Below are 26,997 nucleotides of genomic sequence, written 5' to 3' on the forward strand. Positions count from 1 at the left end.
GCTCCCCCGAGAGCGCGGTCGGGGCCGGCCGGACGGGATGGCCAAGCGCGGCGCCGGGCACGCACGGCCGCCGGCGGGGAGATCCCCGCGGCGCACCCGCCGGGGTGCCGTCCGCTCGTCGTCCGCTTCGCCATCACCGCACCTCCACGGCCACACCCTGCGGCCCGCGCCGCCGCGGGTCGTCACCCGTGGTGGATGACTCCGCTTCACCCCCGGCGGGCGACGCCGCCGGCCGCCGCGCGCCCGACGATCCGTCCCATGACTCTCACCGAACACGAGACCGCGGCGCCGGACGTGCGGATCGCCCGGGCCCGCACCGCCCGCGCCGCCGTCCCGGTGGACAACCACGCCGCCTTCCCCAGCTCCCTGCGGCGCGCCGATCCCCTGGCGCTGCTGGCCCGCCAGGACCGCGACCGGGTGCCGGAGCTGCTGCCCCTGCGCTACGGCCGGATGGCCGCGTCGCCGCTGGCCTACTTCCGCGGGGCGGCGCTCCCCGCGGCGGCCGATCTGGCCATGACCCCGCGGACGGGGTTCCGCGTCCAGGCGTGCGGCGACGCCCAGCTCGCCAACTTCGGCCTGTTCACCGCCCAGGGCCGCCGGCTGGTGTTCGACTTCGCCGACTTCGGCGAAACCCTGCCCGCGCCGTGGGAATGGGACGTCAAACGGCTGGCCGCGAGCTTCGAGGTCACCGCCCGGGAGAACGGTCACGCACCGGCCCAGCGCCGGCGGACGGTGCTGGCCGCCGTCGAGGCCTACCGGCTGGCGATGCACGACTTCGCGCGCCGCACGCCGCTCGACATCTTCTTCGCCGCGGCCGACGCCCGGACCCTGCGGGTGGTCGCGGCCCATCGGCTGGGGCCGGGACAGCGTCGCATCGCCGGCGCCCGGCGGCTGACCGAGATCCGCGACGGGCAGCTGCGGCTGGCCGCGCACCCGCCCGCGGTCGTCCCGGCCGGCCGGCTGGCCGGGGACGGTGACCCGGCGACGCTGACCGAACGCCTCGGCGTCGTGCTCACGCAGTACCGGCGCACGCTCGGCCCGGCGCGAAGAGCGCTGCTGGACCGTTACCGGCTCGCCGACGCGGCCCGCATGGCGACCGGGCCGGGCGACGCGGGGACGCGGTGCTGGGTGGCGCTGCTCGTCCGCACGGGTACCGGGGACCCGTTGTTCCTGCAGGTGAAGGAAGCCCGGCCGTCGGTGCTGCAGGAGTACACCGGCGCGGCGGGCGCGGCCGGCCCCGGGCGGCGGGTGGCCGCCGGGCAACGGCTGATCCAGGCCACCGGCGACGTCTTCCTCGGCTGGGCGCACACCACCGGGTTCGACGGCCGGGCCGCCGACTTCCACGTCCGCCGGCTGCGCGACGACCCATCCGCCGTCGACGTCACGACGATGACCCCGGACGTCCTGCGCGCGCACGCGCGGCTGTGCGGGTGGACCCTGGCCCGGGCGCACGCGCGCACCGGGGACGCCCTCGCGATCGCCGCCTACCTCGGTGCCGGCCCGGCGTTCGCCGAAGCCGTCCGGCAGTTCGCGGCGGCCTGCGCCGACCAGAACGAACGCGACCACGCCGCGTTGCGCCAGGCCATCCGGCTCGGGCACGTCACGGCGGCGCCCGCGTCGTGACGGTTCACCCGCGGTGGACCGTCACCGGCAGTTCCCGCACCCGGTGCACGGAATGCACGTGCATTCCGAGCGCTTCCAGCCGCCGCAGGATCAGCGGAAGGCTTCCGGGGTCGGCGACGGTTCCGAAAACTATCGTCTCGGGCGGCACGGGCACGACGAGCACCCCGCGGAAATCCCCGACGCTCTCGGCCGCGCGTTCCGGAATGGCCCCGCCGCCCCGGAAGACGTAATTCGCCCCCGCCGCCCGGCCGAGGACGGCCGCCGGGTTCACCGGGTACCCCGGTGCCGGCCCGCAGAGAACCAGGCGCGGGCGACGATCGCCACGTCGAACAGCACCACGAGGGCCGACCAGCCGCGCACGGGCAGGAAGACGAGCCGCGCGACCAGGTCGGCACCGGCACGGACGCCCGTCCGCAGCTCGGTCACCGGCGTCATCGCCGACAGCGCCACCGCCAGCCCGAGCAGCACCGAACCGGCGCTGATCCGGCCGGTCCGCACCACGTCGAGGACCACGACTTCACCCGGGCCGAGCCAGCAGAACTGGGAAACGGCGAATCGCCGACGCGGTTTCCCCGGAGAATCTCCACGATTTTTCACCCGGCACACGATTATGCCATCGGCCGTCGTTCTCTTCGCCCACAGCGGGTGAGCCGAACCGAATGCGTGGCAGGATTCGCCGGGATTGCCGGAACCGATCACGGAGGAGAAAAAGACATGCGGCAGTGCCACGATGTCTCGTCACGAAGACGGATTCCGCGAACCAAGGTCACCGTGCCCAGTCCGCCGGCGGACTTCGTGTCGCGGCCGCGGCTGCTCACCGTCCTCGACGCAGCGAGCGAAGCGGCGATGGTCTTCGTCGGGGCCCCGGCCGGGTTCGGCAAGACCCTGCTGCTGGCCGAGTGGGCCCGGCGCCGGGACGGCGGAGCGGTCGCCTGGCTGTCCGCCGACACCGACGACAACGACGACCGGCTCTTCTGGTCCGCGGTCCTCGAAACACTCGGCCGCTGTCGCCGGATCCCGGACGGGAACCCGCTGCGGCAGCTGGCGGTGCCCGAGGCGCCGAGCACCGACCTCGGCTTCCTGGCCCAGGTCGCCGACGCGCTCGACGCGGTGCCCGAGCCGATCGTGCTCGTCGTCGACGGCGCCCAAGAGATCACCTCTCCCGGTCCGTGGCAGGGGTTGCGGGCGCTCGTCCGCCACCAGCCGGCCGGTCTGTGCCTGGCCGTCGCGAGCCGGAGCGAGCCGCCGCTGCCGCTGGGCCGCGCCCGGCTGGCCGACCGGCTCGTCGAGGTCGGCGCCGCCCGGTTGCGGTTCACCGCCGAGGAGGCGGAAACCCTGCTCGCCTCCGCGTCCCCGGCGATCCCCCGGGACCAGGTCGCCGAGCTGGCCGCCCGGATCGGGGGCTGGCCCGCCGGGCTGCGGCTCGCCGCGGCGTCGGCCGCCCGGCACGGCAGCCTGCGTGACTTCGCCACCGGCCGCGACAGCTCGGTCCTCGGCTACCTGACCGACGAGGTGCTCGCTCCGCTCGCCCCGGCGCAGCGGGAGCTGCTGCGGACGATCAGCATCTGCGACGAGGTCCCGGCCGGGCTGGCTCCGGTGCTTTCGGGACGCGCGGACGCCGAGGCGATGCTCCGCGAGCTCGGCGAGCCGGCCACCCAGGTCGTCGAGTCCGGCGGCACCCCGCCGCACCACCGCGTGCTGCCGATGCTGCGCACCTATCTGCACGCGGAACTGCAGCGGCGGGCGCCGGACCGGACCCGGGCCCTGCACGCGAAAGCGGCCCGCTGGTTCGCCGCGCACGACCGGCCGGCGCAGGCGCTGCTCCACAGCGTCCGGTCCGGCCGGCCCGCCCCGGTGGGCGAGCTGCTGCGCGAGCACGCCGTGATGCTGTTCCTCGCGGGCGAGCACCACGTCCTGCGGCTGGCCCTCACCCTGCTGGACGACCGCCGGATCGCCGCCGGCCCGCCGGCCGCGCTGATCTCGGCCGCGCTGCACCTGGAGGGGGCCGAGACGTCGGCGGCCGGCCTTCAGCTGGCCCGGGCGGAGGCGTCGTGGCCGGACCGGCCGACGCCGGAACTGACCGCGCTGCGCCAGCTGACGTACTCCTGGCTCGCCCAGCTCGACCACACCCCGGCCCAGGCGGCCCGCGTCGCCGATCAGGTCGACGAAGAACTGGCCGCCCGCGCCGGGCTGGGCAGCCTCGCGACCCTGCACCGTGCGGGCGTCCTCATCGCCCGCGGCGACCGCGGGCCGGCCCGGGAAGCGCTGCTCGAAGTCCTCGGCACCGCCGAGCAGGTCCACCAGGACTTCACGGTCGCCCAGTGCCTCACCATGCTGGCCACGCTCGCGTGCCAGGACGGCGACTACCGGGCGATGGAAACGCTGGCCCGCCGGGCCGGCGCGCGCCTGCCGCGCCAGGACCCCCCGCGGTCGCTCCAGGGAGCCCGGGCCGGGGCGATGCTGGCGTACGGCGCCTTGCTGTGCGGCGAACCGGCCGAGTGCCTCAAGCACGCGAAACGGATCGGGCAGCTCCTCGGGGACGCCCCCGCGCGGGCGGCCGGCGAGCTCCGGCTCTTCGCCGAAACCCTGCGGGGCGCCGCGGAGTTCGAGCTCGGCGGCTGGCACGCGGGACTGCGCCGGATGCGCCGGGCCCGCACCCGCCTCGGCACCGGGCGGGCCTGCCCACCCGGCCACGCGGCCCTCGGCGCGGTGCTGGAACAGCGTGCCGCCCTGCGGCTGGGCGCGGCGGGCCAGGCCAGGGAAACCGTCCGCTGGGCCCTGCCGATCCTGTCCGGCTCGGGCGAACTGCTGCTGATGCGCGCCCGGACGCAGCTGCGGCTCGGGCGGCACCACGCGGCGAGCACGGTGCTGCGGTCCCTGCTGGACGACGAAGTCCCCATGGAACTGGCGTGGGCCGCGATCGAGGCGTCCCTGCTGGGCGTGCAGGCCGCGCTGGCGGCCGGGGCCCGCGACCGGGCGGCCCGGCTGCTGGACGAGGCCCTGCGTGCCGCCGAACCCACCGGCGTCCGGTTCCCGTTCGTCTTCGCCCCGCCCGAACTGATCGGGTTCCTGACCAGCCGGCTGGGCGGCCTGGGCACCGGTGAGCGGTTCGCGGGCGAGATCCTCGCCGTCCGCCGCCGGCTGCACGCCCCACCCATGCCGGCCCCGCTGACCGAACGCGAGCGCAGTGTCCTGCGCCTGCTGCCCACACAGCGGTCGATCGACGAGATCGCCCAGGACCTGACCGTCTCGCCGAACACCGTCAAGACCCACGTCCGCGGCATCTACGCGAAGCTCGACGTCCGCAGCAGGCGGGAAGCCGTGGCGATCGCCCGGGAACGCGGGCTGCTGGACGCCGAAGTCGCCGACTTCACCCGGTTGACGCCGGCTCGCCCCACCCGTGGCGGGTGAGGCGGGCGTACCCGGGATCGGTGTCCAGTGGGCCGGGCACGGTCGAACGTGCCCGGCCCCCGATCCCGGACGAGGAGATGTCATGACCCTGGCGAGCGCGGAGTACCCCTTCCTGAATCTCATGTGGACGATGCTGGTGTTCTTCCTGTGGATCGCCTGGTTCTGGCTGCTGTTCGTCGCGTTCGGCGACCTGTACCGCCGCGCCGACGTCTCCGGCTGGGCCAAGGCAGGCTGGACGGTCCTGCTGATCGTGCTGCCGTTCCTCGGCATCCTGCTCTACCTGGTGACACAGGGGCGGTACATCCTCGAGCGGCAGCGGGCCCGCGAAGCGGCGTCACGACGGCAGTTCGACGACTACGTGCGCTCGGTGTCCACTTCGGACGGCGCGGCGCAGATCGCGGAAGCCCGGCGGTTGCTGGCGGAGGGCGTCATCGACGACGCCGAATACCAGGCGCTGAAGGGGAAGGCCCTCGCGCGATGACCCGCCGGTGGCGGTTCGTCCACCTCGCGGTGCTCCGGCCGCTGTTCACGGTCACCGCGCTGGTCTGCCTCTACTACCTGCTCCCGGTCGGGAGTGCCCTGCGGCCGTGGACGGCGTTCCTCTTCACCGCCGGGCTCGCGGTTCTCGTGCTGCTCGTCGTCGGCGAGGTGCGGATGATCCTGCGTTCGCCGTTCCCGGCCTGGCAGGGCGTCCAGGCGCTGGCGCTCATCCTGCCGCTGTTCCTCCTGCTGTTCGCCGACGGCTACTACGTGCTCGCCCACGACGGCCCCGGCTCGTTCGGCACGGCGCTCACGCGCACCGACGCGCTGTACTTCACCGTCACGGTGTTCACGACGGTGGGCTTCGGCGACATCGCCCCGGTCGCGACCGCCGCGCGGGTGCTGGTGACCCTCCAGATGGTCGCGGACCTCGTGGTGCTGGGCGTGGTCCTGCGGGTGATCGTCACCGCGGTCCGGCGTTCGGCCCCGGACGGGCTACTCGGGCGCCGGCAGCAGCAGCGCGGCGACCAGCCCGGCCACCGCCACGACGGCCAGGGTCGCGAGGGCCAGGGCGAAGGACCGCCCGCCGAGGTGCGGCGTCCCGGCCAGGACGGACCCGGCCAGCGCCGTCCCCACCGACGAGCCGAGGTTCGACACGCTGCGCGACACCCCGGAAATGTCGCCCTGCGCGGTGTCCGGGAAGCGGGACTGCACCAGGTTCACCGAGGCCGTCAGCATGATGCCGACACCGGCGCCGAGCAAGAACAGGCCGGGCACCGCGCTCGCCACGCCGGAATCGGCCCGGACCAGCAGCAGGAGGAGGACCAGACCCGCGAGGGCGACGAGGAACCCGGCGCGGACGAGACGACGCTGCGAATGCCGGCGCGCCATCCGGCCCGCGGCGGCCGAGGCCCCGAGGATGCCGATCGTCGCGGGCGTCAGCACCAGCCCGGTCTCGATGGCGTCGTAGCCGCGGACCTGCTGGAGGAAGACCGCCACGACGAAGAACGATCCCTGCAGGACCAGCCACTGCACGTGCTGGGTCAGCAGGCCCAGCCCGGTGACCCGGTCGCCGAAGAGCCCGGACGGCACGAGCGGCTCTCGGCCCGCCCGTTCGCGGGCGCGGACGTGCGCGAAGAACCAGAACAGGAACCCGGCGCCGATCCCGGCGAACAGCCACACCGGCGACAGCCCGCCGGCGGGCAGCAGCACCACGCCGCCGACCGCGAAGTCCGTCCGTGACACCAGCCACCCGTAGGTGCCCGCCTGCAGGACACCGAAGACGACGAAGAACAGCCCGAACGCGGAAAGCACCGCCCCGGTGACGTCGAACCGCCGTTCGCGCGGCGGCGACGGCGGTTCGGCGATCCGGCGGGCGAGCACGACGATCAGGCCGACCAGCAGCACCTGCAGGAGGAAGGACGCGCGCCAGCCGAGCCACGTCGTGACCAGGCCCCCGAGGAGCGGCCCGGCCGCGGCGCCCAGCGCACCCGCGCCGCTGACCACGCCGAAGGCCCGCGCGCGGGCGGTGAGGTCGCGGCTGGTCACGGTGACCAGGATGTAGATCGGCGGGATCATCAGCGCCGACCCGATCCCCTCCAGCACCGAATACCCGAAGATCAGCAGGCCGGGCCCGTGCGCGGCCGAAGCCAGCAGCGCGCCGGCGCCGTAGACGGCCAGCCCCGCGAGGAAGCAGCGCTTGCGGCCGAGCAGGTCGCTCAGCTTGCTGCCCGGCACCATCAGCGACGCCATCGTCAGGGTGAACACCGTGATCGCCGTCTGCACGCCGAGCACCGTGGTGCCGAGATCGGCGGCGATGGCGCTGACGGCCACCGTCATCGTGGTGGCCGCGTAACTCGCGACGAACTGGGCGAGGGCCAGTGGCAGCACGATCATCGGCGCGCCTTCCTGCTCGGGGTGGCGTCCACAGTGGCGTGCGCGGCACCGGGCCACCTCACCCCGCGGGGATGAGGCAGCGCGGTCGCGCCCGGGCGACGGTGCACCGAGGAGATTCCGGTGCCCCCATGGAGGAACGATGACCGAGACCACGATCGCCGAGCACGGGCTGATCGGTGACCTGCAGACCGCCGCGCTGGTGACGACCGACGGGTCGATCGACTGGTTCTGCGCCCCGCGCTTCGACTCGCCGTCGGTCTTCGGCGCGCTGCTCGACGACGAGCGCGGCGGCCGGTTCCGCATCCGGCCGGCCGGCGCGTGCTCGAGCTCGCAGATGTACCACCCGGACACGGCGGTGCTGATCACCCGGTTCTCCGGTCCGGACGGCATCGGCGAGGTGGTCGACTTCATGCCGCCGTGCGGCGAAGGCGCCACGACCCGGCACCGGATCGCCCGGCTCGTGCGCTGCGTCCGCGGCCGGATGACGTTCGACGTCGTGGTCGCGCCCCGGTTCGACTACGGGCGCCGTCCGCACCAGGCGATGCTCGTCGCGAACGGCGCGGTGTTCGTCGCCCGCGAGGCTTCCCTTTCGCTGCACGCGGTCCGCGAGCCGGGCGACGAGCACCTCGCGGAGGTCCGCGTCGAAGGCGGCGACGTGCACCTGAGTCTCGCCCTGACGGCCGGCCAGGTCCGCGGGGTCGTGCTGGAGACCGACGCCGCGCAGCCGCCGCGCGAGATCCGTGTCGCCGAGTTCGAGGAGCTCTTCCGGTCCACAGTGGACTGGTGGCGCGCGTGGCTGGCCCGCTCCACCTACCGCGGCCGCTGGCGGGAGATCGTGGCGCGCTCGGCGATCACGCTCAAGCTGCTGACCTACGCACCGACCGGCGGCCTGGTCGCCGCGCCCACCCTCGGGCTGCCCGAACAGCTCGGCGGCGAGCGCAACTGGGACTACCGCTACACGTGGGTCCGGGACGCGTCCTTTTCGGTGTCGGCGTTGCTGTCACTCGGGTTCGCGGAGGAGGCGGCCCGGTTCGGGAGCTGGCTCGGCGACCGCATCCGCGAAGGCGGCGGCGGGACGAGCGGTCCACTCGCCGTGCTGTACCGCGTCGACGGCACCTCGGACCTGCGGGAGGAGGACCTCCCGCACTGGTCCGGCTACCGGGGGTCGGGCCCGGTCCGGATCGGCAACGACGCGGCCGGGCAGCTGCAGCTCGACATCTACGGCGAGGCTCTCGACAGCGTCTTCGCCGCGGATCGCGCGGGGTTCGAGCTCCCCCACCAGGGCTGGGAAGCCCTGCGCGCGGCGCTGGACTGGCTCGGCGAGCACTGGGACCAGCCCGAGGAGGGCATCTGGGAGACCCGCGGCGGCCGCAAGCGCTTCACCTACGGCCGCCTGATGAGCTGGGTCGCTTTCGACCGCGGCATCCGCCTGGCCGCCGCGCACGGCCGGCCGGCGCCGGTCGAGGACTGGACGTGGCAGCGCGACAGCATCCACGGCCAGCTCCTCGCCCGCGGCTGGCACCGCACGCGCAACGCCTTCGTCCAGCACGACACGGGCGAGGAGCTGGACGCGGCGCTGCTCCGCATGCCCCGCACCGGGTTCCTCCCGCCCAACGACCCGCTGTGGCTTTCCACGCTCGACGCCATCCAGGCGGACCTGGTGACCGACAGCCTGGTCTACCGCTACGACCCGGCCGCGTCCCCGGACGGCCTGGCCGGCGACGAAGGGACGTTTTCGCTGTGCAGCTTCGCGTACGTGGACGCACTCGCGCGCGCCGGCCGGCTGGAGCAGGCCCGCACGGCCTTCGAAAAGATGCTGACGTACGCCAACCACGTCGGCCTGTACGCCGAGGAGATCGCGCCGACCGGCGAGCAGCTGGGCAACTTCCCGCAGGCGTTCACGCACCTGGCCCTGATCGACGCGGCGGTCACGCTCGACACCGCGCTGGGCTGACGAGCCGGTCTCGCCCGCCGCGGGTGACCCGGCCGGAGTCCACCCGGAACACGATGGGGCACCCGTCGAGGCGAGCCCCGGGAGGCCGAAACCCATGACCACCACCAACCGACCACACCGGTCCCCCGACTCCGCCGAGCCGCCACCCGCCGAGGGGGGCCGGCACGCCCGGCCGCCGGCCGCCGCGTGGATCTCCTGGATCGCGCTCGCGCTCATGACGACCGGTTCGGTCGCGAGCCTGCGCCCCGCGCCGACGATGGCCGTGTACGGTCTCGCGGCCGTCTTCCTCTACGTCGTCCCGGCCATCGTGTTCCTGCTCCCGACGTCGCTGGTCTCGGCGGAGCTGGCGTCCGGGTGGCCGGGCGGGGTCTACAACTGGGTGGCGCTCGGGATCTCCAAGCCGGCCGGCTTCCTCGCCGTGTGGTGCCAGTTCGCGATGACGATCTTCTACTACCCGAGCCTGCTCGGGTACGTCGCCAGCACGCTCGCGTACGTGTTCGACCCGGGCCTGGCGAACAATGGGTGGTGGACCGCCGCGGTGATCGTCGTGGCGTACTGGTCGGGCGTCTGGGTGTCCGCACGCGGCACGAAGGGGGTGGCCGGGCTCGCCGGCGGCGGGCTGGTTATCGGCACACTCCTCCCCGGTGCCCTGCTGGTGGTGCTCGGCATCGTGTTCCTCGGGCGAGGTCACCCGTCCGCGGCCCCGATGTCGGCGGGCCACCTGCTGCCCGCGTGGGCGGGGCTCGCGAGCCTCGTGCTGATCGTCAACAACTTCCTCTCCTACTCCGGCATGGAGATGAACGCGGTGCACGTGTCGTCGCTGCGGAAACCGGCCAAGGATTTCCCGCGCGCCATGTTCCTGGCGATGGGGCTCGTGCTGCTCATCTTCATCCTGCCCGCACTGGCGATCAGCTGGGTCGTCCCCGCCGACCAGCTCTCGCTCACGGCCGGGGTGATGCAGGCCTTCGACGCCGTGTTCGCCGGCTTCGGCATCCAGTGGCTGACGCCGGTGATCGGCGTCCTGCTCGTGCTGGCCTCGCTGGGCGGGATGCTGACGTGGCTGGCCGGCCCGTCGAAGGGGCTGCTGCTGATCGCCCGGCAGGAGGGTTACCTGCCGCCGTTCCTGCAGCGGCTCAACGCCCGCGGCGTGCAGCAGAACATCCTCGTCACCCAGGGCGCGCTCACCACGCTGATCGCACTGCTCTACGCGTTCATCCCGGACGTGTCGAGCGCGTACTGGATCTTTTCGGTCATCACCACGCAGGTCTACCTGATCATGTACCTGCTGATGTTCGTCGCGGCGGTGCGGCTGCGGCGCAAGTTCCCCGAGCACCCGCGGGGATTCCGCGCGCCGATGCTGCTCGGCCTGTGCGGCGTCGGGTTCTGCGCGTCGCTGGCCGCGCTGCTGGTGGGGTTCGTCCCGCCGTCGCAGTTCGGCTCGGGCAGTCCGTGGGTGTACCTCGGGATCGTCGCGGGCGGCGCGCTCGGCCTCGGGCTCGTGGTGCCGTTCCTGTTCCACCGCCTGCGCAAACCGTCGTGGCGTCAACCGGAGGTGAACCCGTCGTGACCACTGTGGACGAACGGTCGACCCGGACGCAGCGAATGGTCGTCTACGTCGCCGTGGGAATCGTGCTGGGCGCGTTGCTCGCGGCGGGATACCTGTTCTCGCGCGCCGCGCAGGAGACCGGGAAGGCCGAAGCGATGGCCGAACGGCTGATCGTCCGGCTCACCCAGGAGGGCGCGCGGGCGCCGTCGCGCGACCGGCTCGTCCGGTTGCTCGGCACGGACGGCGGCACGATCTGCGCCGACCCGGAAGCGGCGCTCGCCCGGGCGGGCAGCCCGGCGGCACGGCCGGTCCTCCCGCCCGAGATGCTGGTCCGCGTGCAGCAGCTCGTCGTCGAGATCTACTGTCCCGAGAAGGCCGGGTGAGCGCGATGGACCTCCGGAAACGAGTCGGCGAACTGATGCCGCGGGTGCGCGAGGAACTCGCGGAACTCGTCGCGATGCGGTCGGTGGCGGATCCGGGCCGGTTCCCGCCCGAAGAATGCCACCGCGCCGCGGTCTGGGTGGCCGACGCCTTCGCCGAGGCCGGCTTCGCCACCCACCTCGCCGACACCGCCGACGGCAGCCGGGCCGTGCTGGGCTCCCGGCCGTGCGGCCGGGAGGACGCCTCCACCGTGCTGCTCTACGCGCACTACGACGTCCAGCCGCCCCTGGCGGACGGCGAATGGCGAACACCGCCGTTCCGGCTGACCGAAGTGGACGGTCGCTGGTACGGCCGCGGCGCGGCCGACTGCAAGGGGAACATCCTCATGCACCTCACCGCGCTGCGGGCCCTCGGCGACGACGTGCCGGTCGACCTCAAGCTGGTGGTCGAGGGGTCCGAGGAACAGGGCACCGGCGGGCTGGAGGCGTTCGTCCCCGAGCACCCCGCACTGCTGCGTGCCGACGCGATCCTGGTGGGCGACACCGGGAACGCCGCCGTCGGGCACCCCGCGCTCACGGTGAGCCTGCGCGGCATGGTCAACGTCGTCGTCGACGTCGAGGCACTGCCGTCCGCCCTGCACTCGGGCATGTTCGGCGGCCCCGCCCCGGACGCGCTCGCCGCGCTGGTGGCGCTGCTGGCCACGCTGCGCGACGACGAGGGGAACACCACCGTCCACGGCCTCCCGCACGACGGCCGCTGGTCCGGCGCCCCGTACCCGGCGGCGCGGTTCCGGGCCGACGCGGGCCTGCCCGACGGCACGGTCCTGCTCGGCGACGGCGAAGTGGCGGACACGCTGTGGGCGCGTCCGGCGCTGACGGTGCTCGCGATCGACTGTCCCCCGGTCGCCGGCTCGGCGGCGGCGCTGGTCCCGCACGCGCGTGCCCGGCTGAACCTGCGGATCCCGCCCGGCGTGGACCCGCACCACGCGGCGTGCGCGCTGAGCGAGCACCTGCTGGCCGCCGCCCCGTGGGGCGTGGACGTCTCGGTGGAGGTGGAAGCGCTCGGCGAGCCGTTCCTGGCCGACACCGGCGGGCCGGCGCACCGGGCGATGCGCGCAGCCCTGGAGACGGCCTACGGCCGCCCGGCGGTCCGGCTCGGCCAAGGCGGTTCGATCCCGCTGTGCACCGTCCTCGCCGAGACCTACCCCGACGCGGAGATCCTGCTCGTCGGCGTCGAGGAGCCGCAGGCGCGCATCCACGCCCCGAACGAGAGTGTGGCCCCCGGGGAGATCGCGGCCATGGCACTGGCCGAAGCGCTGTTCCTGCGCGACTACGGTGCCGGTGCCGGCGGCTGAGCCGACGAGCTGTCGACGGACTGCCGACGCGGACCGGGCATCGTTGCGCCACCGGCCCACGCGGCCGGCGGCACTGGATCGTCGGCATCCCGCTCTGACGCCCTCCGGCCGCGGTCGCCGGACCGCCCCGCCGGCACGACAGTTTCGCCATCACACAGTTCGCCCGGGAAACCGTGGGTTCGACGGCCCGGAGCCGGGTATTCGGAATCCTGATCGCGACCTGGGAGGTCAAGTGTCCGGATTGTCCGTACCGCTGCTCCTGCTCATCTTCGCCGCGGCGGCCGCCGCGATCTGGGTCGCGGGCGTCCAGCTGTCGAACCAGACCGACGTCCTCTCGGTCCGCCTGCACCTGGGGTCCGCCCTCGGCGGCCTGGTCCTGCTGGCGGTCGCCACCAACCTGCCGGAGTTGGCGATCGTCGCCACGGCGTCGCTTTCGGGCCACGTCGGGGTGGCCGTCGGCAACATCCTCGGCGGCATCGCCATCCAGACCGTGGTCCTCGTCGTCCTCGATGCGGCCGGCGTCCGCGGGGAACATCCCCTGACCTACCGGGCCGCGTCGCTCGTGCTGGTTCTGGAGGCGGCTCTGGTGGTCGCCGTGCTGGCCGTCGTCATCGCCGGCAGCCAGCTGCCGGCCGGCCTGATCTTCCTGCGGCTGACGCCGGGGCCGGTCCTGATCACGATCCTCTGGGTCGCCGGTCTCTTCCTCCTGCGCCGCGCCGGCCGATCCCTCCCATGGCACGAGTCGGGGCAGGCCCCCGACGGCCAGGACCACCCGCGCGGCCACAAGACCCGGCACACCGAGCAGGTGGCCAGCACCAAGGGCACGAGCACCGCCAAGGCGGCCCTCATCTTCGTCGGCGCGGCGCTGGTGACACTGGTCGCCGGCGTCGTGCTGGAACGCAGTGGCGACGCCCTCGCCGGCCACATCGGACTGTCCGGCGTCCTGTTCGGCGCCACGGTGCTCGCCGCCGCGACTTCCCTGCCGGAGGTGTCGACCGGCCTCACGTCGGTCCGCAACGGCGACTACCAGCTCGTTGTCAGCGACATCTTCGGCGGCAACGCCTTCCTGCCCGTGCTGTTCCTGCTCGCCACCCTCCTCTCCGGCAAGGCCGTCCTCCCGCAGGCCCAGAACACCGACATCTACCTCACCGCCCTGGCGATGCTGCTGACCCTCGTCTACGCCGCCGGGCTGCTCTTCCGCCCACGGCGGCGGACGGCGCGCATGGGCGCGGATTCCCTGGTCGTTCTGGTCCTTTATGCCATCGGGGTCGCCGGCTTGTTCGCCATCGCCGCCTGAGCGGGTACCCGGCGGTCGAGCACCGTCCCGGCAGCCGGAGAGCACGCGCGTCCCAGGAGGTCCCATGGACAGCATCGAATCGTTCGGGACGACCCTGCTCGTGGCATCAGTGGTGATCTCACTGGCGCTGCTGTCCAACCGCATCATCGCCCAGCTGTGGCTGCCCGCCCCCGCCCTGTTCCTCGTGGCCGCGGCGGCAGCGTCGGATCTCGTCCCGTCGCTGCGCCAGGCGTCCTTGGGGATCATCGAGAACGTCGTCACCGTCGCCCTGGTGATCATCCTCTTCGACGGCGGCATGAGCCTCGGCGTCCGGAAGCTGCGCAAGGTGCTCGGCGCGGTCCTCTCCGTCGGCGTCCTCGGCACCTTCCTCACCGCGGGCGCCTTGGCGGTGGCCGCGCACCTGCTGTTCGGGATGCCGTGGCTCGTCGCGCTGCTGCTCGGCGCCGCGCTCGCGCCGACCGACCCGGCCGTGGTGTTCTCCGTGCTCGGCAGCCGGGAGATCACCGGGCGGGCGGACACGATCATCAAGGGCGAATCCGGGATGAACGACCCGGTCGGCATCGCCCTGCTGCTCAGCCTGCTCGCCGTCGTCCCGGGCGAGCGGTTCGGCAGCGCCACCGCGGACGTGCTCGGCACGTTCGCGCTCGAAATGGGCATCGGCGCGGTCGTCGGCCTGCTCGGCGGCCGGCTGCTGCTCCTGCTGATGCGCCACGTCCGGATGCCCGCCGAGGGCCTCTACCCCCTCCGCACCTTGACCGTCTCGTTCCTGCTCTACGGCGCGGCGACCGTGGCCCACGGCTCGGGGTTCCTCGCGGTGTTCGTCGCCGGCATCGTCGTCGGCGACGCCGCGGCCCCGTTCAAGCGCGAGATCGAGCGGTTCCACGCCTCCCTCTCCAGCCTGGCCGAGATCATCGCGTTCGTGGCGCTGGGCCTCACCGTGTCCCTGTCCGCACTGGTCACCACCGGCGCCTGGTGGATCGGCCTGGCGCTGGCCGCGCTGCTGACCTTCGTGATCCGGCCGCTGGTGGTCGGGCCGCTGCTGCTGGGCACCCGGATGCCCCGCGGCGACAAGGCCTTCGTCCTGTGGGCCGGCCTCAAGGGTGCGGTGCCGATCCTGCTCGGCACCTACGTCCTCGCCGCCGACCAGCCGCTGGACCTGCTCGTCTACGAGGTCATCTTCACCGTCGTCCTGTTCTCCGTCGTGGTGCAGGGCGGCCTGGTGACGGCGGTCGCGCGGCGCTGCGGAGTGCGGATGCGCCCGGTCGAGCCGGAACCGTGGGCACTGGGCCTGCGTTTCCGCGAACCACCGGACGGCGCCGAACGGTTCCGGGTTTCCGCCGGGGCGCCCGCGGTCGGCCGGTCGGTCGAGGACCTGCACCTCGGCGACGACCTGTGGATCAGCCTCGTCGTGCGGGACGGCCGCCCGCTGCGGGTCCGGCCCGGCCTCCGGCTCCGGGAAGACGACCAGGTACTCGTGTTGACCGATCCCGACAGCGGCAAGGACGCGGCCGGCCTGTTCACGGGCCGAGCGTGAACCGCAGCCGCGTGCCGCGCGTCACGCCCCGTTTGTGGCCCGCCGGGCCGCCTTGCGCTCCTGCCAGCGGTGCATCATTGCGCGGGTTTCGTCCCGGAGGAACTGGATGAGCTCCAGCGTCTCGCTCAGCCGGTCGGCCGCCGGCGAGTCGCCCAGGGCGGCGATGCCCTCGCGCAGGTCGGCTTCGCCCCGGTCGAGGAACGGGTTCGCGTTGACGGTGGACTCGTACCACGAACCGTCCACGACGTAGGCGTGGCGGCGGGTGCCCGGGTCCCGTTCGGTGCGGATGAGGCGGACCTGGACGAGGTAGCGGACGGCGCCCGAGACCCCGCCCGTGCTGGCGTGCAGCCGGTCCGCGAGCTCGGCCGCCGTCATCCGGCCGTTGTCGCTGGCCAGGAGGGTCGCGAAGACCCGGGCGGCCAGGCGCGGGAAGCCGCTGTCGGTGAGGGTGGCGGCGAAGCGCTCGACGAACCGGCCGACCTCGTCCCTCTCGGGTTCGCGCACGGAACCTCCTTTCGGTCGTCTCCCCGCAAGAGTACGGTAGGCGCATCAACTTTCAGAATCTACTGAAAGTTACCGTCCGGCAGTGGTCCGGCACGGTGCGGAGGAGAGCGATGAACCCACGAGCCGACGCCCGGACGGCCGGGCAGCGGTTCGCCGACTGGACGTGGACGAAGTACGCCCGGCTGCCCGCGCCGACGAGCGGCTACGCCGTCAGCCGAGGGCTGCGGATCCCGATGCGGGACCGCGTCGAGCTGCTCGCGGATCTCTACGAACCGGACGAGCCGGTGGCCGGGACGATCCTCGTCACCTCGCCGTACGGCTGGAACCTGTACGGCTCGGCCATGACGGGCGGGATGTTCGCCTGCCGGGGGTACCGGGTCGTGCTGGTCCGGTGCCGCGGCACGTTCGGCTCGGGCGGGGCGTTCGAGCCGTTCCGGCGGGAGGTCGACGACGCGGCCGACATCGTCGCGTGGATGCGCGGACAGCCGTGGTTCGACGGCCGGTTCGCCACCCACGGCTATTCCTACCTCGGCTTCACCCAGTGGGCCCTGCTGATGGATCCGCCGCCGGAGCTGGTCACCGCGGTCATCGCGTGCGCGCCGTACGACTTCGGCGCCTTCGCCCACCCCGGCGGGGCGTTCCTGCTCAGCACCTTGTTCGAATGGTCGTTCGTCGCCACGCAGCAGGAGAAGCCGATCCTGCCGCGCATGTTTTCCGTGCTGTCGGCCCGGGGCCGCGTCGAAAGGGCCCTGGCCGCGGTGCCGCTGACCGACGCCGCGGAGGAGCTGCTGGGTGCGCGGGCGCCCTGGTACCGCGAATGGATCAGCCGCCGGGACCCGGCCGACCCGTGGTGGCGGAGCGCCGACCTGACGGCCGCCCTGGACAAGGTGCCGGTCCCCGTGTTGCTCCAGGGCGGCTGGCAGGACGGCTTCCTGCGCCAGACACTGGCCGCGTACGCCCGGCTGACCGAGCGGGGCGTCGATGCCGGACTCACCGTGGGGCCGTGGACGCACGCGCAAGGGGGTGCCGCGGGTACCCGGGTCCTGCTCCCCGACGCCCTCGCCTGGTTCGGCCGGTACCTGGGTGGATCCGGCGGCCGGCGCCGCGCCGACCCGGTCACGGTGTACGTCGGCGGCCGGGACGCGGGGTGGCGCGACCTGCCGGCCTGGCCGCCGGCGACGGTGGACCAGGTCCGCTATCCCCGCTCCGACGGCACCCTGGCCGTTCACCCGGCCGAACCGGGAGAAGCCGGTGAGTTCACGTACGACCCGGCCGAGCCCACTCCCGCGTGCGGGGGCGCGTTCGTCACGCAGGTGTCCCCCGGGGTGACCGCGGGCTACACCGACGACAGCGCGCTCGCCGCGCGTCCGGACGTGCTGGCGTTCACGTCGGAGCCGTTGACCACGGACCTCGAGGTCCTCGGCAGCCCGGTCGCGGAAATCGGTCACCGGTCCGACAACCCCTTCGCCGACCTGTTCGTGCGCGTGTCCGAAGTGGACACCGAAGGCCGCTCGCGCAACGTCGGCGACGGGTTCGTCCGGCTCGTTCCCTCGGCACCCGAGGGCGTGGTCCGAGTGGAACTCGACGCGGTCGCGCACCGCTTCGCGCGGGGCAACCGGATCCGGCTGCTCGTCGCGGGCGGAGCGCACCCGCGCTGGGAGCGCAACCTCGGCACCGGTGACGACCCCGCTACCTCGGCGCGGATGCTGCCGTCCCACCGCACGATCGACCTGTCGCTCTCACGGGTCGTGATTCCCGTAGCCGCCAACGAAAGGACAGCATGGAAGACGACGTGATGGCCCGGGTGACGGCCGCCGTGCAGCGGGGGCAGGCGGGCGAGCGCGCCTCCGCTCGCGCGGAACTGGCGGCGATGTGGGCCGAGGTCGAACGGGGCGAGGGCGACGACTTCCACCGCTGCGTGATCGCGCACTTCATGGCGGATCTGCAGGACAACCCGCAGGACGAGCTGCGGTGGGACGAGCGCGCCCTCGCGGCGGTCGACGGCGTGACCGACGAGCGCGCGCAGGAGTTCCACGAGTCGTTGCGGGTGCGCGGATTCATGCCGTCGCTGTACCTGAGCCTGGCCGACGATCACCGGCGGCTCGGCGACGCGGACCGCGCCCGCGAATACTTTGGGAAAGCCCAAGCCACGGCCGACGCCCTGGGCGACGACGCCTACGGTGAGCTGGTCAGAGGCATTGCGGACAAGGTGGGCCGGGCTTTGGCGGAGGGCTCGACCGAGCCACTGCCGGGTTAGTGACGTCCGTTTCACCCGTACCGACACACACGGCCAGAGTGCGGGAGCTCGCCGGCATGTCGTGAACGCCACACTTTCTTCGCGGCGCGATCGAGCCTTTGTGCCGTCGGCATCAGTCCTGATCGGTTACGCTGCTCGAGCGGCGTGACCGTCCGGCGACGGACAGCAACGGGTGTCGAGGACGATCACGATCGAGTCGGAGCGTGGGGAGGCGATGCCGACGTGGTGTTCAGCGCGGACGTGATGCGGCGTCAGGCAGGTCAGCTGGACGACGAGCTGGAGCAGGCCCGGATTTCGGGACGGTCCCGCGACGGCGCCGTGACCGCGGTCGTCAGCGGCCACGGCCGGCTGCTCGATCTGACGATCAGCCAGTCGGCGATGCGCGGAGCGCATCCACAGGTTGTCGGGGCCGACGTGGTCGAAGCGGTCGCCACAGCGCGACGCATGGCCTCGGCCGTGGCCGTGCCGAAGCTGCGGGCAGTGCTGGACAAGAACCAGGAGTGGCAGCCGGCCCCGGGAGGCGCCGCAGTCGATGACCGGACGACCCCCGCCGCCCGACACGACCGGCCCCCGTCGAGTTCTCCGCGCGGGCGCCCCGGAAGAGCGGACGCCGAAGACGAGAGCTTCGAGAACCTGGACTTCCTCATCGACGACGGCGAACCGGACGAGGAAGGGGGGCGCTGGTGAACCACCACGACGAGCTCTACCACCTGGCGCGCGAAATCAACACCGCGACCGCCACGGTCGCCCAGACGACGCAGGAAGCGGAACGGACACCGCTGCAGTGGCAGCTGCCCGGCCGGCTGGGCTCGGTCACCGTGTCCGGTGCCGGGGAGCTGACCGCGGTGACCCTCGATGCGACGCAGCTGCACCAGTACTCCGCTGCTGCGCTGTCCCGCGCCCTGCTGGACGGCATCCGGGACGCCGAGCAGCAGGCCGAACGCCGACGCGCCGCCACGATCGCCGCGGCCGTCGCCGAAGCGGGGCTGGCATGACCTTCGACCCGAACGACATCGTGGGCAAGGGATACCGCGTCTACCCCGAAGCGCTGCGCGCCGCCGCCGACGACGTCACCACCGCCGCTGACCTCATCCGCAAGTTCGCCCAAAACGACCTGGCGGACACCCTGCTCGGCGAATACGACCTCGGGCTTCCGGGCACCACGACCGAGCTGATGCCCAACCTCCACGGCGCCGGAACCGTGGAGCAGTACAACCGAGCCGTCGACACGATCCGTACGGTGACGACCCACAACGCCGACACCCTCCAGCAGCTCGCCCAAGCGTTGCAGACCGCCGCCGGCTATTACGAGCAGCAAGACGCAGCCGAGTACGAGCGGTTGAAGAAGCTCGAAGGAGGCGACCGGTGATCGTCACTCCGCCACCGCCGCCCGGCACCACGGACCCGGCGGCCCTGCCCTACCCCGACGACGCCGACGTGGTCATCCGACGCGCCGCGAGCTTCGTCGGCGCCCACGGCATCATCACCCTGCTGGACAAGCTCCGCACCTTCATCGCCGGCGACATCGGCAAAGTTCTGCACCTGGCCGACACCTTCGCCGGCCACAGCGCCCTGACCGATGCGATCGACCGGCTCAACACGGCCCAGCTGAAACTCTCGAGCGCGTGGCACGGCGACGCCGCCGACCAGTTCGCCACCTACGCCGGCATGGCCAAACCCATCCTCACCCAGAACCAGGCATCCCTGGTGACCCTGACCAAAACGATGTCCTCCATCGCCGAAACGATCATCGACACCTACAAGAACCTGCTTATCGTAATCGGCAAATGCGCCATCAACATCAACCAGCTGGGCGGCAAGATCGGCATCGCCATCGGCACCTCGGTCGTCCTGCCGCCGCTGGCGCCGATCAGCTTCAAAGACATCGCCGACGCCCTCAACACCGCCTTCGCCACCTTCTGGCAAGACTGCCTGACCCTGCTCGGCGGGATGGTCACCGACATCGGCAAGCTGATCGGCAACCGGATCGAGCTCACCACGATCGAAACCACCTTTACCGCGCTGCCCGAGGTCGGTACCAGCACCGGAGTGATCGGGGATCCCGCCCGGTGGCACGTCAAGCCAGGAGCCAGCCAGCCATGACCGGCCGCCACACCCCACGCATCCTCGCCGCCGTGATGGCGCTCGGCCTGACCGGCGGGTGCGCACCCGGTCCCCCGCCGCGACCGGCCGACCCGTCGGTGTCCGTGCCGCCGATCCCCGGCAGCGGTCTGCCGGGAGCCGCCCGCTTCCGAGCCGACCCCTGCGCCGCCGTCACGGTCGCGCAGCTCGACAGCCTTGGCTTCACCGGCGGTGACCGCAGCGTCGACGGCCGACGATGTGTCACGAAATTCGGGCCCGTCGCCCAGGTCATCCTCTCCGACCGCGGCAACAGCCTGCGCACCCTCTACCTCGAACACGCCCGCGGCCACGACACCGGCAACCACTGGGAACCCGTCACGGTCGACACCATCCACCCCGCCGTCATCGTCGCCATCGACGACAACATCCCCAGCAGGCAGGCTGACGGCCCCCTCGGCTGCACCCTCGCCCTCGCCGCCGACAACACCACGCTCGTCCACATCACCGCCGCCACCAGCACCAAACCCGAAACCGGTCCCTGGCAACACGATCCGTGCGGCGCCACCCGGAAGATCGCCGAACTCGCCGTCCACAACCTCAGCGGCTGACCCCGGCCGGCGCCGCTTTCGGGCGTGCCACCGCTCCCTCGGGACCACCGGGCTGCCTGCCGCCCGGTCAGGTCAGGTCAGGTCAGGTCAGGTCAGGTCAGGATGCCGACGCCGGCGTACAGGCCGTCGTCGTGGGGATCGACCACGGTGCCCAGCCGGTCCGGTCGCCAGTTCGCGCTCGTCGTCAGGCCCGGTTCGACCAGGGTGAACCCGTCGAACAGGGCCAGGACCTCGGCGCGGGTGCGGGGGTAGATGTGGTCCTGGGTGGAGCGCATGGTCTCGGCGACGCGCGGGTCGGCGAGCACGGCGAAGTCGTTGGTCAAGTGGGTCAGGGCCAGGTGGCTGCCGGGCGCGAGCGCGTGGCGGTAGGTGGCGAACACGGCCGGGACGTCGGCCTCCGGCGGCAGGTAGTGCCCGAGGGCGACCGCGAGCAGCCCCACCGGCTGGGTGAGGTCCAGCAGCGAGCCGACCGCCTCGGAGCCGAGCACGGCATCCGGCTGGGTGACGTCGGCCTGCACCACGTCGGCGTGCGGGTTGTCGGCGAGCAGGAGCCGGCTGTGGGTGACCGCGACCGGTTCGTAGTCGACGTAGACGACCCGGGCGCTCGGGTCGACGTTCTGCGCGACCTCGTGGACGTTGCCGACGGTGGGAATGCCCGAACCGAGGTCGAGGAACTGACGGACGCCGGCGTCGAGCATGAACCGCACCGCTCGGCGCAGGAACGCGCGGTTGCGCCGGGCGACCTGCGCGACCTGCGGCTGGATCGCACTCAGCCGATCGGCCACCGCGCGGTCGGCGGCCAGGTTGTGCGCCCCGCCGAGCAGGTAGTCGTAGATCCGCGCGACCGAGGGCGTCGCCCGGTCCACCTCGGCCGGCAACCATTTCGCTTCGTCGAGTTCCGTCACTGTGCCCCTCCTCCGTGGTGAATGCAATCGCACCCCGCTGCGAAGCGCAAGGAGCACAGAGCTAAGGCACCAGAGTCGCCGCCGCCTCGACGAACGCCTCGATCAGGGGTGACCGGCGCGTCGCGAGCCAAGCCAGGCACACCTGGTTCGGCCCGATGTCTTCGACCGGGATGCCGATGACGTCCGGGCGGGTGTAGAACGTCGCCGTCGACAACGGGATGACGCTGATCCCCGCTCCGGCGGCGACCAGTTCCAGCTTCTCCTCGACACTCTGGACGCGCGGCACTTCCGGGCGGCGCGGCTTGCGCAGTTCGAGGGCGATGTCCCGCCACTCCGGGACGGCGTCGGGGTCCTGCAGCAGGTGCTCGTCGGCGAGTTCGGTGACCGACACGGCCTCCTTGCCGGCCAGCCGGTGCCCGGCGGGCACCACCACGACGCGGGGTTCGGTGAACAGCGGCCGCACGGTCAGGCCGCGCTGGTCGACCGGCAGCCGGACGATGCTGACGTCCACGCGGCCGTCGTGGACGACCTCCACCTGGTCGTGCCAGCTCGTGCGCAGCAGCCGGACGCTGACGTCCGGCCGCTGCCGGGCCAGCACCCGCACCGCCGGGGTGACCACGATGCCCGGCATGAACCCGACCGTGAGCACCGGCTTCGCCTCCGCCGCGGCCGTGACCCGCCGGTGCACGGCTTCGGCGGCCGCCAGCAGGTCCCGGGCGTCGGCCAGCAGCTGTTCACCGGCCGCGGTGAGGACCGTGGTCCGCCGGTCGCGGACGAACAGGAGCGTCTTCAGCTCGTCCTCGAGGGCGCGGATCTGGCGCGACAACGCCGGCTGGGCGATGTGCAGCCGCGCGGCGGCCCGCCCGAAGTGCAGCTCTTCGGCGACCGCGACGAAGTACCGCAGCTTCCGCAGGTCGAAGTCCACGCCGGCGCACCTCCCGCTCTGTCGTCACCCCCATCATCGCAGGCCGCTGATGCCGTCGCGGCATCACAGCGCGCGGAACGGGTCTTGGACGCACCGCGGGGGCCCGGGCCACCGTGGAGGAGGAACGAAACACCGACGAAGGGACAGCGATGAAGATCTTCCTCACGGGCGGCTCGGGCTACATCGGCCGCGCGACGATCGGCGAGCTGGTACGGCAAGGGCACACCGTCGAGGCGCTCGCGCGCAGCGACCGCGCCGAGGCGGCCGTGATCGCCGCCGGAGCGACGGCCGTCCGCGGCGGCCTGACCGACCTCGGCGTGCTCAACCACGCGGCCTCGCGAGCGGAAGCCGTGATCCACCTCGCCCAGGCCACCAGCGGCGAGGAGGACCTGGCGGCCGCCACCGCGATGCAGGACGGCGTCGGCGGCGGCACCTACGTGCACACCGGCGGCAGCTGGGTCTACGGCGACACCGACGGCGTGCAGGACGAGAGCGCGCCGTGGAATCCGCCGGCCATCGTGGCCTGGCGCAAAGCCGTCGAAGACGCGGTACTGGCCCGGGCGGCCGACGGCGGCCGGCCGGTCATCGTCCAGCCCGGCCTGCTCTACGGCGGCGGCAACCGCCTGATCGACATCTTCTTCGTCCAACCGGGCAGGGAAAGCGGCGCGATCCCGTACATCGGCGACGGCGGCAACCACTGGGCCCTGATCCACGTGGACGACCTGGCCCGGCTCTACGCGGCGGCGCTGTCGGCTCCGGCGGGCTCGGTGTACCTGGGCGTGGGCGGAGTCAACCCGACCGCCAAGGAGGTCGCCGAGGCCTGCGCCCACGCCGCCGGGCTCGACGGCAAGACCGTCTCCCTCACCCTCGAGCAGGCCCGCGAGCAGATGGGCCCGATCGCCGACGCGTTCGCCCTCGACCAGCAGCTCACCGCGGCCAAAGCGCAGCGCGAGCTGGGCTGGGCTCCCGTGCACACCGACCCGCTCAACGAGCTCGCCGCAGCATGAACCCGGGCATGGACCGAGGGGCGGTGCGCAATGCGCAGATGTGCGCGATGTCCACTGCAACCTTGAAAGTGCCTGCAGCACGCTTGGCGTGCGCCAATGGCGGGCATCTTGAGCGATGCCGTAACAACATCACCGGAGACCACGCTGCGCTGATCACTTTCAGTGCGGGAACGTCCTCCTGACCCACCTGCGAGAAGCCGGTCGTAACGACCGCGTATCAGTGGACAGGTTTACTCCTTCTTCCTGTAACGGTCGCTGTTTACGGGATGACCTAGGTGCGGGGACCGCTCCGAAAATGCTCGGCGGGCGGCCGGCTACCAGGGAGGTCGAATTGGGCGACGCAAACGACTTCGACAAGGCAGAGTACGACAATCTCAGGGCAGAGTTGATCTTCCACCAGACCAACGCCAGCACCATCTTCGCCCTCAACATAGCCGGGATGGGCATCGGCATCACGGCGTCGGCGAAGCTTGACGCCGCGTTGCTGGTGCTGGCCTTTCTTTCTTGCGTACTGTGGTTCCGCTACAGCGACCATGTCATCGCACTCTTCCGCATCGCCGCGTACTTCGAACTCGAACTACGCCCACGCGTCTACGACCGCCTCAAGGAACCAGTCTTGGGATGGGAGTCTTACCTGCGAGAGAAATTCAGTCCGGGGAAAAGTGCGAAATCGTCGAGGTTTACCCTGGATTCGCGGATGGGCATCGTAGTCGCGTCAGGCGCCTTCCTTGCTCCACCACCGTTACTTCGTGTAGCATTTGTTCTGCAACACTGGCCTACCACGAGCGGATTTTCCCGAGTTCTCCTTGTCATAGCCGGCGTAGTGGTAGCGGCGGCCTGGTTCTACTCGGTCTTTCGCGGTATACACACCGTTCGCGAGCTTCGCCAGTTGGATGAAGAAATCAGCTCAGCGGCGAAAGCTTTGCCTACCCGAAACGCGCATCCCGAGTCCTGAGGACGGTCGCTTGAAGCTTTCCTCCTCGCCGCCTACCTCTCCGCCCCCTCTAAAAACCTCACCTGGCCACGGGCGACACACCGACCTACTGATCGGTGACACCTCGACCATCCTCGGCATCGCCGCGCAGAGCGCCGTCAGCACCCGCCCGTGGCTGATTGCCAGGCGGCTGCGCGAGCTCGCTGTCGTCCTCCCCGTCGAGCGCCTCCAGTGCGGCCAACGCCCGTTGCAGTGCGACGCCTCCCACGTCATCGAGCAACGCCACGGCCTCGGCGAGATAGGCCCGCACCGTCTTCTCCTGCTCGTCGCCGCGGGCCACCTCCGCCAGTGTCATCAGCACTTCGGCCTCATACACCGCCGACCCCGACTGCCCGAGCACCTCACGGGCCTGCCGCAGCCGGCGCAACGCCGTCTCCGGGCGTCCGGATCGCGCGTCGATCCGGGCCAGCCCGAGCGCCACGCGCGCCTGCCCTTTGTCGTCGCCGATCTCGCTGAACAGCTGCTGCGCCGCCCCCAAGTGCCCTGCCGCCTCCGTCTCGCGACCGACCTGCAGCAACGCCTCCCCGATCCGGCGGTGCCGCGCCGCCACTCCTCGCTCGATACCCAGCTCCTGCTCGATGTGCAGAGTGTCGCTGAACAACATCACCGCGGTATCCACCTCACCGCGGCTCTGAGCCACCATCCCGAGCTGTTCCAGCGCCGCCGACTCGTTGCGCCGATCCTCGGCTGCGCGTGCCAGCTCGACCGCTTGACGAGTCTCCGATTCGGCCGGCCCCAGCTGTCCCAGGTCCAAGTAGGCACGGCCGAGCTGATAGCGCAGCCGTGACTCCGCCACCCTGTTCCCGCACCGCTGTGCCGCACGGATCCCCAGCTCGTGCGACCGCAGCCATTCCGGGTAGTGCTTGCGGTAGAGCATCAGCTCCCACAATGCCTCACACAGCTGCCAGGCCAGCTCGTCGTGCCGGTCGGCGACCGCGTCCTCCAGCACCGCCATCACATTCGGCAGTTCCGCCGTCAGCCACTCCAACGCCTCACTGCCGGAGCCGAACCGGGCGGACTCACCACTCAGCTGCTCCGCGGCCGGGCCGACCCGCCAGCGCATCGGAATCACCACGAGATTGGCGCGGGTCAGCTCCCGTAGATACCACCGTGCTGCGCGGGCGCTGACCTCGAACCTGTGGTCGTCGGGCTGTGCCCGCCCATGCAGCCGGATCAGGTCGTGGAAGCGGAACCGGTCCAGCTCGATCTCCTCCAGCAAACTCGCATCCACCAGCTCTTGCAGAGCCAGCGCAGCGTCATGATCGGCCATCTCGGCGACCGCTGCGGCGACGCCTACGCCGAACTCCGGTATCGAACACTCCGTCATCCCTCGATACACTCCGGCAACACGCGGTGGCAATGCCCGATAGGACCAGTCGAACGTCGCGGCGACGGAGTCGTCGGCCCCCGTCAAACGCGACAGGTTCGTCAGCCGTCGCCGCTCGTCTCGCAGCTCCTCGACCACCCGCGACACCGGCCAGCGCGGCCGCGCCGCCAGCTGCGCTGCCACGACGCGCAGAGTGATCGGAAACCAGCCGCACAGTTTCGCCAGCTCCGAGATCGCAGCCGATTCCTTCCTCGCGCGCACCGCACCCACGGCCCGATCAAGTAGCCTGACGGCCTCTCGCTGTGGTAGCGGCGCGAGCTCGATGAACTGTGCTCCGTCTCCGAACAAAGCGTCCAGGCGCAATCGGCTCGTCACCACGACCGCGCAGTCCGCGGACGCCGGGATCAACGGTCGGACTTGTGCGGCCGAAGCGGCATTGTCGAGCACCAGCAGAAGGCGGCGCCCGGCTGTCACCGTCCGGAAAAGACCGGTCAGTTCCGCGAGCTCGACCGGGACTCGCTCGGTGTCCACGCCGAGCGCTCGCAGGAACGAGGCGAGGACCTCACCCGGCAGCACGGCTGCGCCGGCGGAAAAACCTCGAAGGTCGACGTAGAGTTGCCCATCCGGGAACTGCTTGGCGCGCCTTGATGCCCACGTCACCGCAAGCGCGGTCTTGCCGACCCCGCCGGGTCCTACGATCACGCGGACGCTCGCTTGCTCGCTCTGCCTGCTACCGACCGCCTCGATCAAGTCGTCGAGATCCGCCAGCTCCCCAGCCCGGCTCACGAAGCCGGCAGGCACGGGCGGCAACTGACGCGGAGTGCCTGGCTGCCACCCCGCGGGCAAGGCCGCCACCTGCCCCCAATGAGCCACGTTGACATCGGCCGCTCCCAGCTGCGCCGGCACCGCCAG

At 72.1% G+C, this 26,997-nt stretch carries 25 protein-coding genes and 1 pseudogene; 19 read left to right on the forward strand and 7 right to left on the reverse strand.

The genetic code is table 11. The features are described 5' to 3' along the window. The first annotated feature begins 258 nt into the window (after nucleotides 1–258). The gene (locus tag ACLJOU_RS12955) at nucleotides 259–1,623 is read left to right on the forward strand and encodes a DUF2252 domain-containing protein (RefSeq protein ID WP_410566933.1); all 1,365 of its coding nucleotides are present in this window, start codon (nucleotides 259–261) and stop codon (nucleotides 1,621–1,623) included. A gap of 4 nt (nucleotides 1,624–1,627) precedes the next feature. On the opposite strand, the gene ACLJOU_RS12960 is transcribed toward ACLJOU_RS12955, so the two are convergent. Continuing rightward, nucleotides 1,628–1,894 carry a hypothetical protein gene (locus ACLJOU_RS12960; protein ID WP_410566935.1) on the reverse strand — a complete coding sequence of 89 codons (267 nt, stop codon included), beginning with the start codon at nucleotides 1,892–1,894 and terminating at the stop codon, nucleotides 1,628–1,630. After that, a complete protein-coding gene (locus ACLJOU_RS12965; RefSeq protein WP_410566936.1) occupies nucleotides 1,891–2,136 on the reverse strand; it encodes a hypothetical protein in 246 nt (81 codons plus the stop codon). Before ACLJOU_RS12965 ends, ACLJOU_RS12960 begins: the two co-directional genes overlap by 4 nt. Nucleotides 2,137–2,337: 201 nt before the next feature. On the opposite strand from ACLJOU_RS12965, the gene ACLJOU_RS12970 reads away from it, so the two are divergent. From ACLJOU_RS12970 to ACLJOU_RS12980, 3 genes and pseudogenes are all read left to right on the forward strand, one after another. Then, complete coding sequence (locus ACLJOU_RS12970; protein WP_410566938.1) at nucleotides 2,338–5,034, forward strand: LuxR C-terminal-related transcriptional regulator; 2,697 nt, start codon at nucleotides 2,338–2,340, stop codon at nucleotides 5,032–5,034. A gap of 82 nt (nucleotides 5,035–5,116) precedes the next feature. Then, nucleotides 5,117–5,515, forward strand: a complete 399-nt coding sequence (locus ACLJOU_RS12975; protein WP_410566939.1) for a PLDc N-terminal domain-containing protein — start codon at nucleotides 5,117–5,119, stop codon at nucleotides 5,513–5,515. A 173-nt stretch (nucleotides 5,516–5,688) separates the two neighbouring features. After that, nucleotides 5,689–5,931, forward strand: a pseudogene (locus tag ACLJOU_RS12980) (ion channel); the annotation flags it as partial. A 78-nt stretch (nucleotides 5,932–6,009) separates the two neighbouring features. Here ACLJOU_RS12980 and ACLJOU_RS12985 read toward each other — a convergent pair. Next, nucleotides 6,010–7,410, reverse strand: coding sequence for an MFS transporter (locus tag ACLJOU_RS12985; RefSeq protein ID WP_410566941.1), 1,401 nt, complete (start codon nucleotides 7,408–7,410; stop codon nucleotides 6,010–6,012). A gap of 139 nt (nucleotides 7,411–7,549) precedes the next feature. Between ACLJOU_RS12985 and ACLJOU_RS12990 the strand changes: the two genes are divergently transcribed. The 6 genes from ACLJOU_RS12990 to ACLJOU_RS13015 all read left to right on the forward strand — a co-directional run bounded on the left by ACLJOU_RS12990 (nucleotide 7,550) and on the right by ACLJOU_RS13015 (nucleotide 15,476). Beyond that, nucleotides 7,550–9,364: a glycoside hydrolase family 15 protein gene (locus ACLJOU_RS12990; protein ID WP_410566943.1), complete on the forward strand. Its 1,815-nt coding sequence runs from the start codon at nucleotides 7,550–7,552 to the stop codon at nucleotides 9,362–9,364. 94 nt (nucleotides 9,365–9,458) lie between these two features. Then, the gene (locus tag ACLJOU_RS12995; protein WP_410566945.1) at nucleotides 9,459–10,931 is read left to right on the forward strand and encodes an APC family permease; all 1,473 of its coding nucleotides are present in this window, start codon (nucleotides 9,459–9,461) and stop codon (nucleotides 10,929–10,931) included. Then, nucleotides 10,928–11,293, forward strand: coding sequence for a hypothetical protein (locus ACLJOU_RS13000; protein WP_410566946.1), 366 nt, complete (start codon nucleotides 10,928–10,930; stop codon nucleotides 11,291–11,293). Before ACLJOU_RS12995 ends, ACLJOU_RS13000 begins: the two co-directional genes overlap by 4 nt. A gap of 5 nt (nucleotides 11,294–11,298) precedes the next feature. Continuing rightward, a complete protein-coding gene (locus ACLJOU_RS13005; RefSeq protein ID WP_410567586.1) occupies nucleotides 11,299–12,645 on the forward strand; it encodes a dipeptidase in 1,347 nt (448 codons plus the stop codon). A 232-nt stretch (nucleotides 12,646–12,877) separates the two neighbouring features. Next, entirely contained in the window at nucleotides 12,878–13,942 is a 1,065-nt protein-coding gene (locus tag ACLJOU_RS13010) for a sodium:calcium antiporter (RefSeq protein WP_410566948.1), read from the forward strand. A 64-nt stretch (nucleotides 13,943–14,006) separates the two neighbouring features. Next, nucleotides 14,007–15,476 (forward strand): cation:proton antiporter, encoded by a 1,470-nt coding sequence (locus ACLJOU_RS13015; RefSeq protein ID WP_410566950.1) that lies wholly within the window; start codon nucleotides 14,007–14,009, stop codon nucleotides 15,474–15,476. Nucleotides 15,477–15,497: 21 nt separating this feature from the next. Here the strand turns inward: ACLJOU_RS13015 and ACLJOU_RS13020 are convergent, their stop codons facing one another. Continuing rightward, nucleotides 15,498–15,980, reverse strand: coding sequence for a GbsR/MarR family transcriptional regulator (locus tag ACLJOU_RS13020; RefSeq protein WP_410566952.1), 483 nt, complete (start codon nucleotides 15,978–15,980; stop codon nucleotides 15,498–15,500). Nucleotides 15,981–16,090: 110 nt separating this feature from the next. Between ACLJOU_RS13020 and ACLJOU_RS13025 the strand changes: the two genes are divergently transcribed. From ACLJOU_RS13025 to ACLJOU_RS13055, 7 genes are all read left to right on the forward strand, one after another. Continuing rightward, nucleotides 16,091–17,776, forward strand: a complete 1,686-nt coding sequence (locus tag ACLJOU_RS13025) for a CocE/NonD family hydrolase (RefSeq protein WP_410566954.1) — start codon at nucleotides 16,091–16,093, stop codon at nucleotides 17,774–17,776. Next, the gene (locus tag ACLJOU_RS13030; RefSeq protein ID WP_410566956.1) at nucleotides 17,761–18,237 is read left to right on the forward strand and encodes a hypothetical protein; all 477 of its coding nucleotides are present in this window, start codon (nucleotides 17,761–17,763) and stop codon (nucleotides 18,235–18,237) included. Before ACLJOU_RS13025 ends, ACLJOU_RS13030 begins: the two co-directional genes overlap by 16 nt. A 222-nt stretch (nucleotides 18,238–18,459) precedes the next feature. Continuing rightward, nucleotides 18,460–18,924 (forward strand): YbaB/EbfC family nucleoid-associated protein, encoded by a 465-nt coding sequence (locus ACLJOU_RS13035; RefSeq protein ID WP_410566958.1) that lies wholly within the window; start codon nucleotides 18,460–18,462, stop codon nucleotides 18,922–18,924. Continuing rightward, nucleotides 18,921–19,232: a hypothetical protein gene (locus ACLJOU_RS13040; RefSeq protein ID WP_410566960.1), complete on the forward strand. Its 312-nt coding sequence runs from the start codon at nucleotides 18,921–18,923 to the stop codon at nucleotides 19,230–19,232. Before ACLJOU_RS13035 ends, ACLJOU_RS13040 begins: the two co-directional genes overlap by 4 nt. Continuing rightward, the gene (locus ACLJOU_RS13045) at nucleotides 19,229–19,606 is read left to right on the forward strand and encodes a hypothetical protein (RefSeq protein WP_410566962.1); all 378 of its coding nucleotides are present in this window, start codon (nucleotides 19,229–19,231) and stop codon (nucleotides 19,604–19,606) included. Before ACLJOU_RS13040 ends, ACLJOU_RS13045 begins: the two co-directional genes overlap by 4 nt. Next, complete coding sequence (locus tag ACLJOU_RS13050; RefSeq protein ID WP_410566964.1) at nucleotides 19,603–20,340, forward strand: WXG100 family type VII secretion target; 738 nt, start codon at nucleotides 19,603–19,605, stop codon at nucleotides 20,338–20,340. The genes ACLJOU_RS13045 and ACLJOU_RS13050 overlap by 4 nt, the downstream gene beginning before the upstream one ends. Continuing rightward, nucleotides 20,337–20,927, forward strand: coding sequence for a DUF3558 family protein (locus ACLJOU_RS13055; protein WP_410566966.1), 591 nt, complete (start codon nucleotides 20,337–20,339; stop codon nucleotides 20,925–20,927). The genes ACLJOU_RS13050 and ACLJOU_RS13055 overlap by 4 nt, the downstream gene beginning before the upstream one ends. Nucleotides 20,928–21,019: 92 nt before the next feature. On the opposite strand, the gene ACLJOU_RS13060 is transcribed toward ACLJOU_RS13055, so the two are convergent. Both ACLJOU_RS13060 and ACLJOU_RS13065 read right to left on the reverse strand, forming a co-directional pair. Further along, the gene (locus ACLJOU_RS13060; protein ID WP_410566968.1) at nucleotides 21,020–21,832 is read right to left on the reverse strand and encodes an SAM-dependent methyltransferase; all 813 of its coding nucleotides are present in this window, start codon (nucleotides 21,830–21,832) and stop codon (nucleotides 21,020–21,022) included. A 61-nt stretch (nucleotides 21,833–21,893) separates the two neighbouring features. Then, the gene (locus tag ACLJOU_RS13065) at nucleotides 21,894–22,757 is read right to left on the reverse strand and encodes a LysR family transcriptional regulator (RefSeq protein ID WP_410566970.1); all 864 of its coding nucleotides are present in this window, start codon (nucleotides 22,755–22,757) and stop codon (nucleotides 21,894–21,896) included. A 149-nt stretch (nucleotides 22,758–22,906) separates the two neighbouring features. On the opposite strand from ACLJOU_RS13065, the gene ACLJOU_RS13070 reads away from it, so the two are divergent. Next, on the forward strand, nucleotides 22,907–23,764 hold the full coding sequence (locus tag ACLJOU_RS13070; RefSeq protein WP_410566972.1) for an NAD-dependent epimerase/dehydratase family protein: 858 nt from the start codon (nucleotides 22,907–22,909) through the stop codon (nucleotides 23,762–23,764). Between the two features lie 331 nt (nucleotides 23,765–24,095). Next, nucleotides 24,096–24,719 carry a hypothetical protein gene (locus ACLJOU_RS13075; RefSeq protein ID WP_410566973.1) on the forward strand — a complete coding sequence of 208 codons (624 nt, stop codon included), beginning with the start codon at nucleotides 24,096–24,098 and terminating at the stop codon, nucleotides 24,717–24,719. Between the two features lie 85 nt (nucleotides 24,720–24,804). On the opposite strand, the gene ACLJOU_RS13080 is transcribed toward ACLJOU_RS13075, so the two are convergent. Continuing rightward, nucleotides 24,805–26,991 carry an ATP-binding protein gene (locus tag ACLJOU_RS13080; protein WP_410566975.1) on the reverse strand — a complete coding sequence of 729 codons (2,187 nt, stop codon included), beginning with the start codon at nucleotides 26,989–26,991 and terminating at the stop codon, nucleotides 24,805–24,807. Between the last annotated feature and the right edge of the window lie 6 nt (nucleotides 26,992–26,997).

The organism is Amycolatopsis sp. cmx-4-61 (assembly GCF_046548775.1).
Classification (GTDB): Bacteria; Actinomycetota; Actinomycetes; order Mycobacteriales; family Pseudonocardiaceae; genus Amycolatopsis.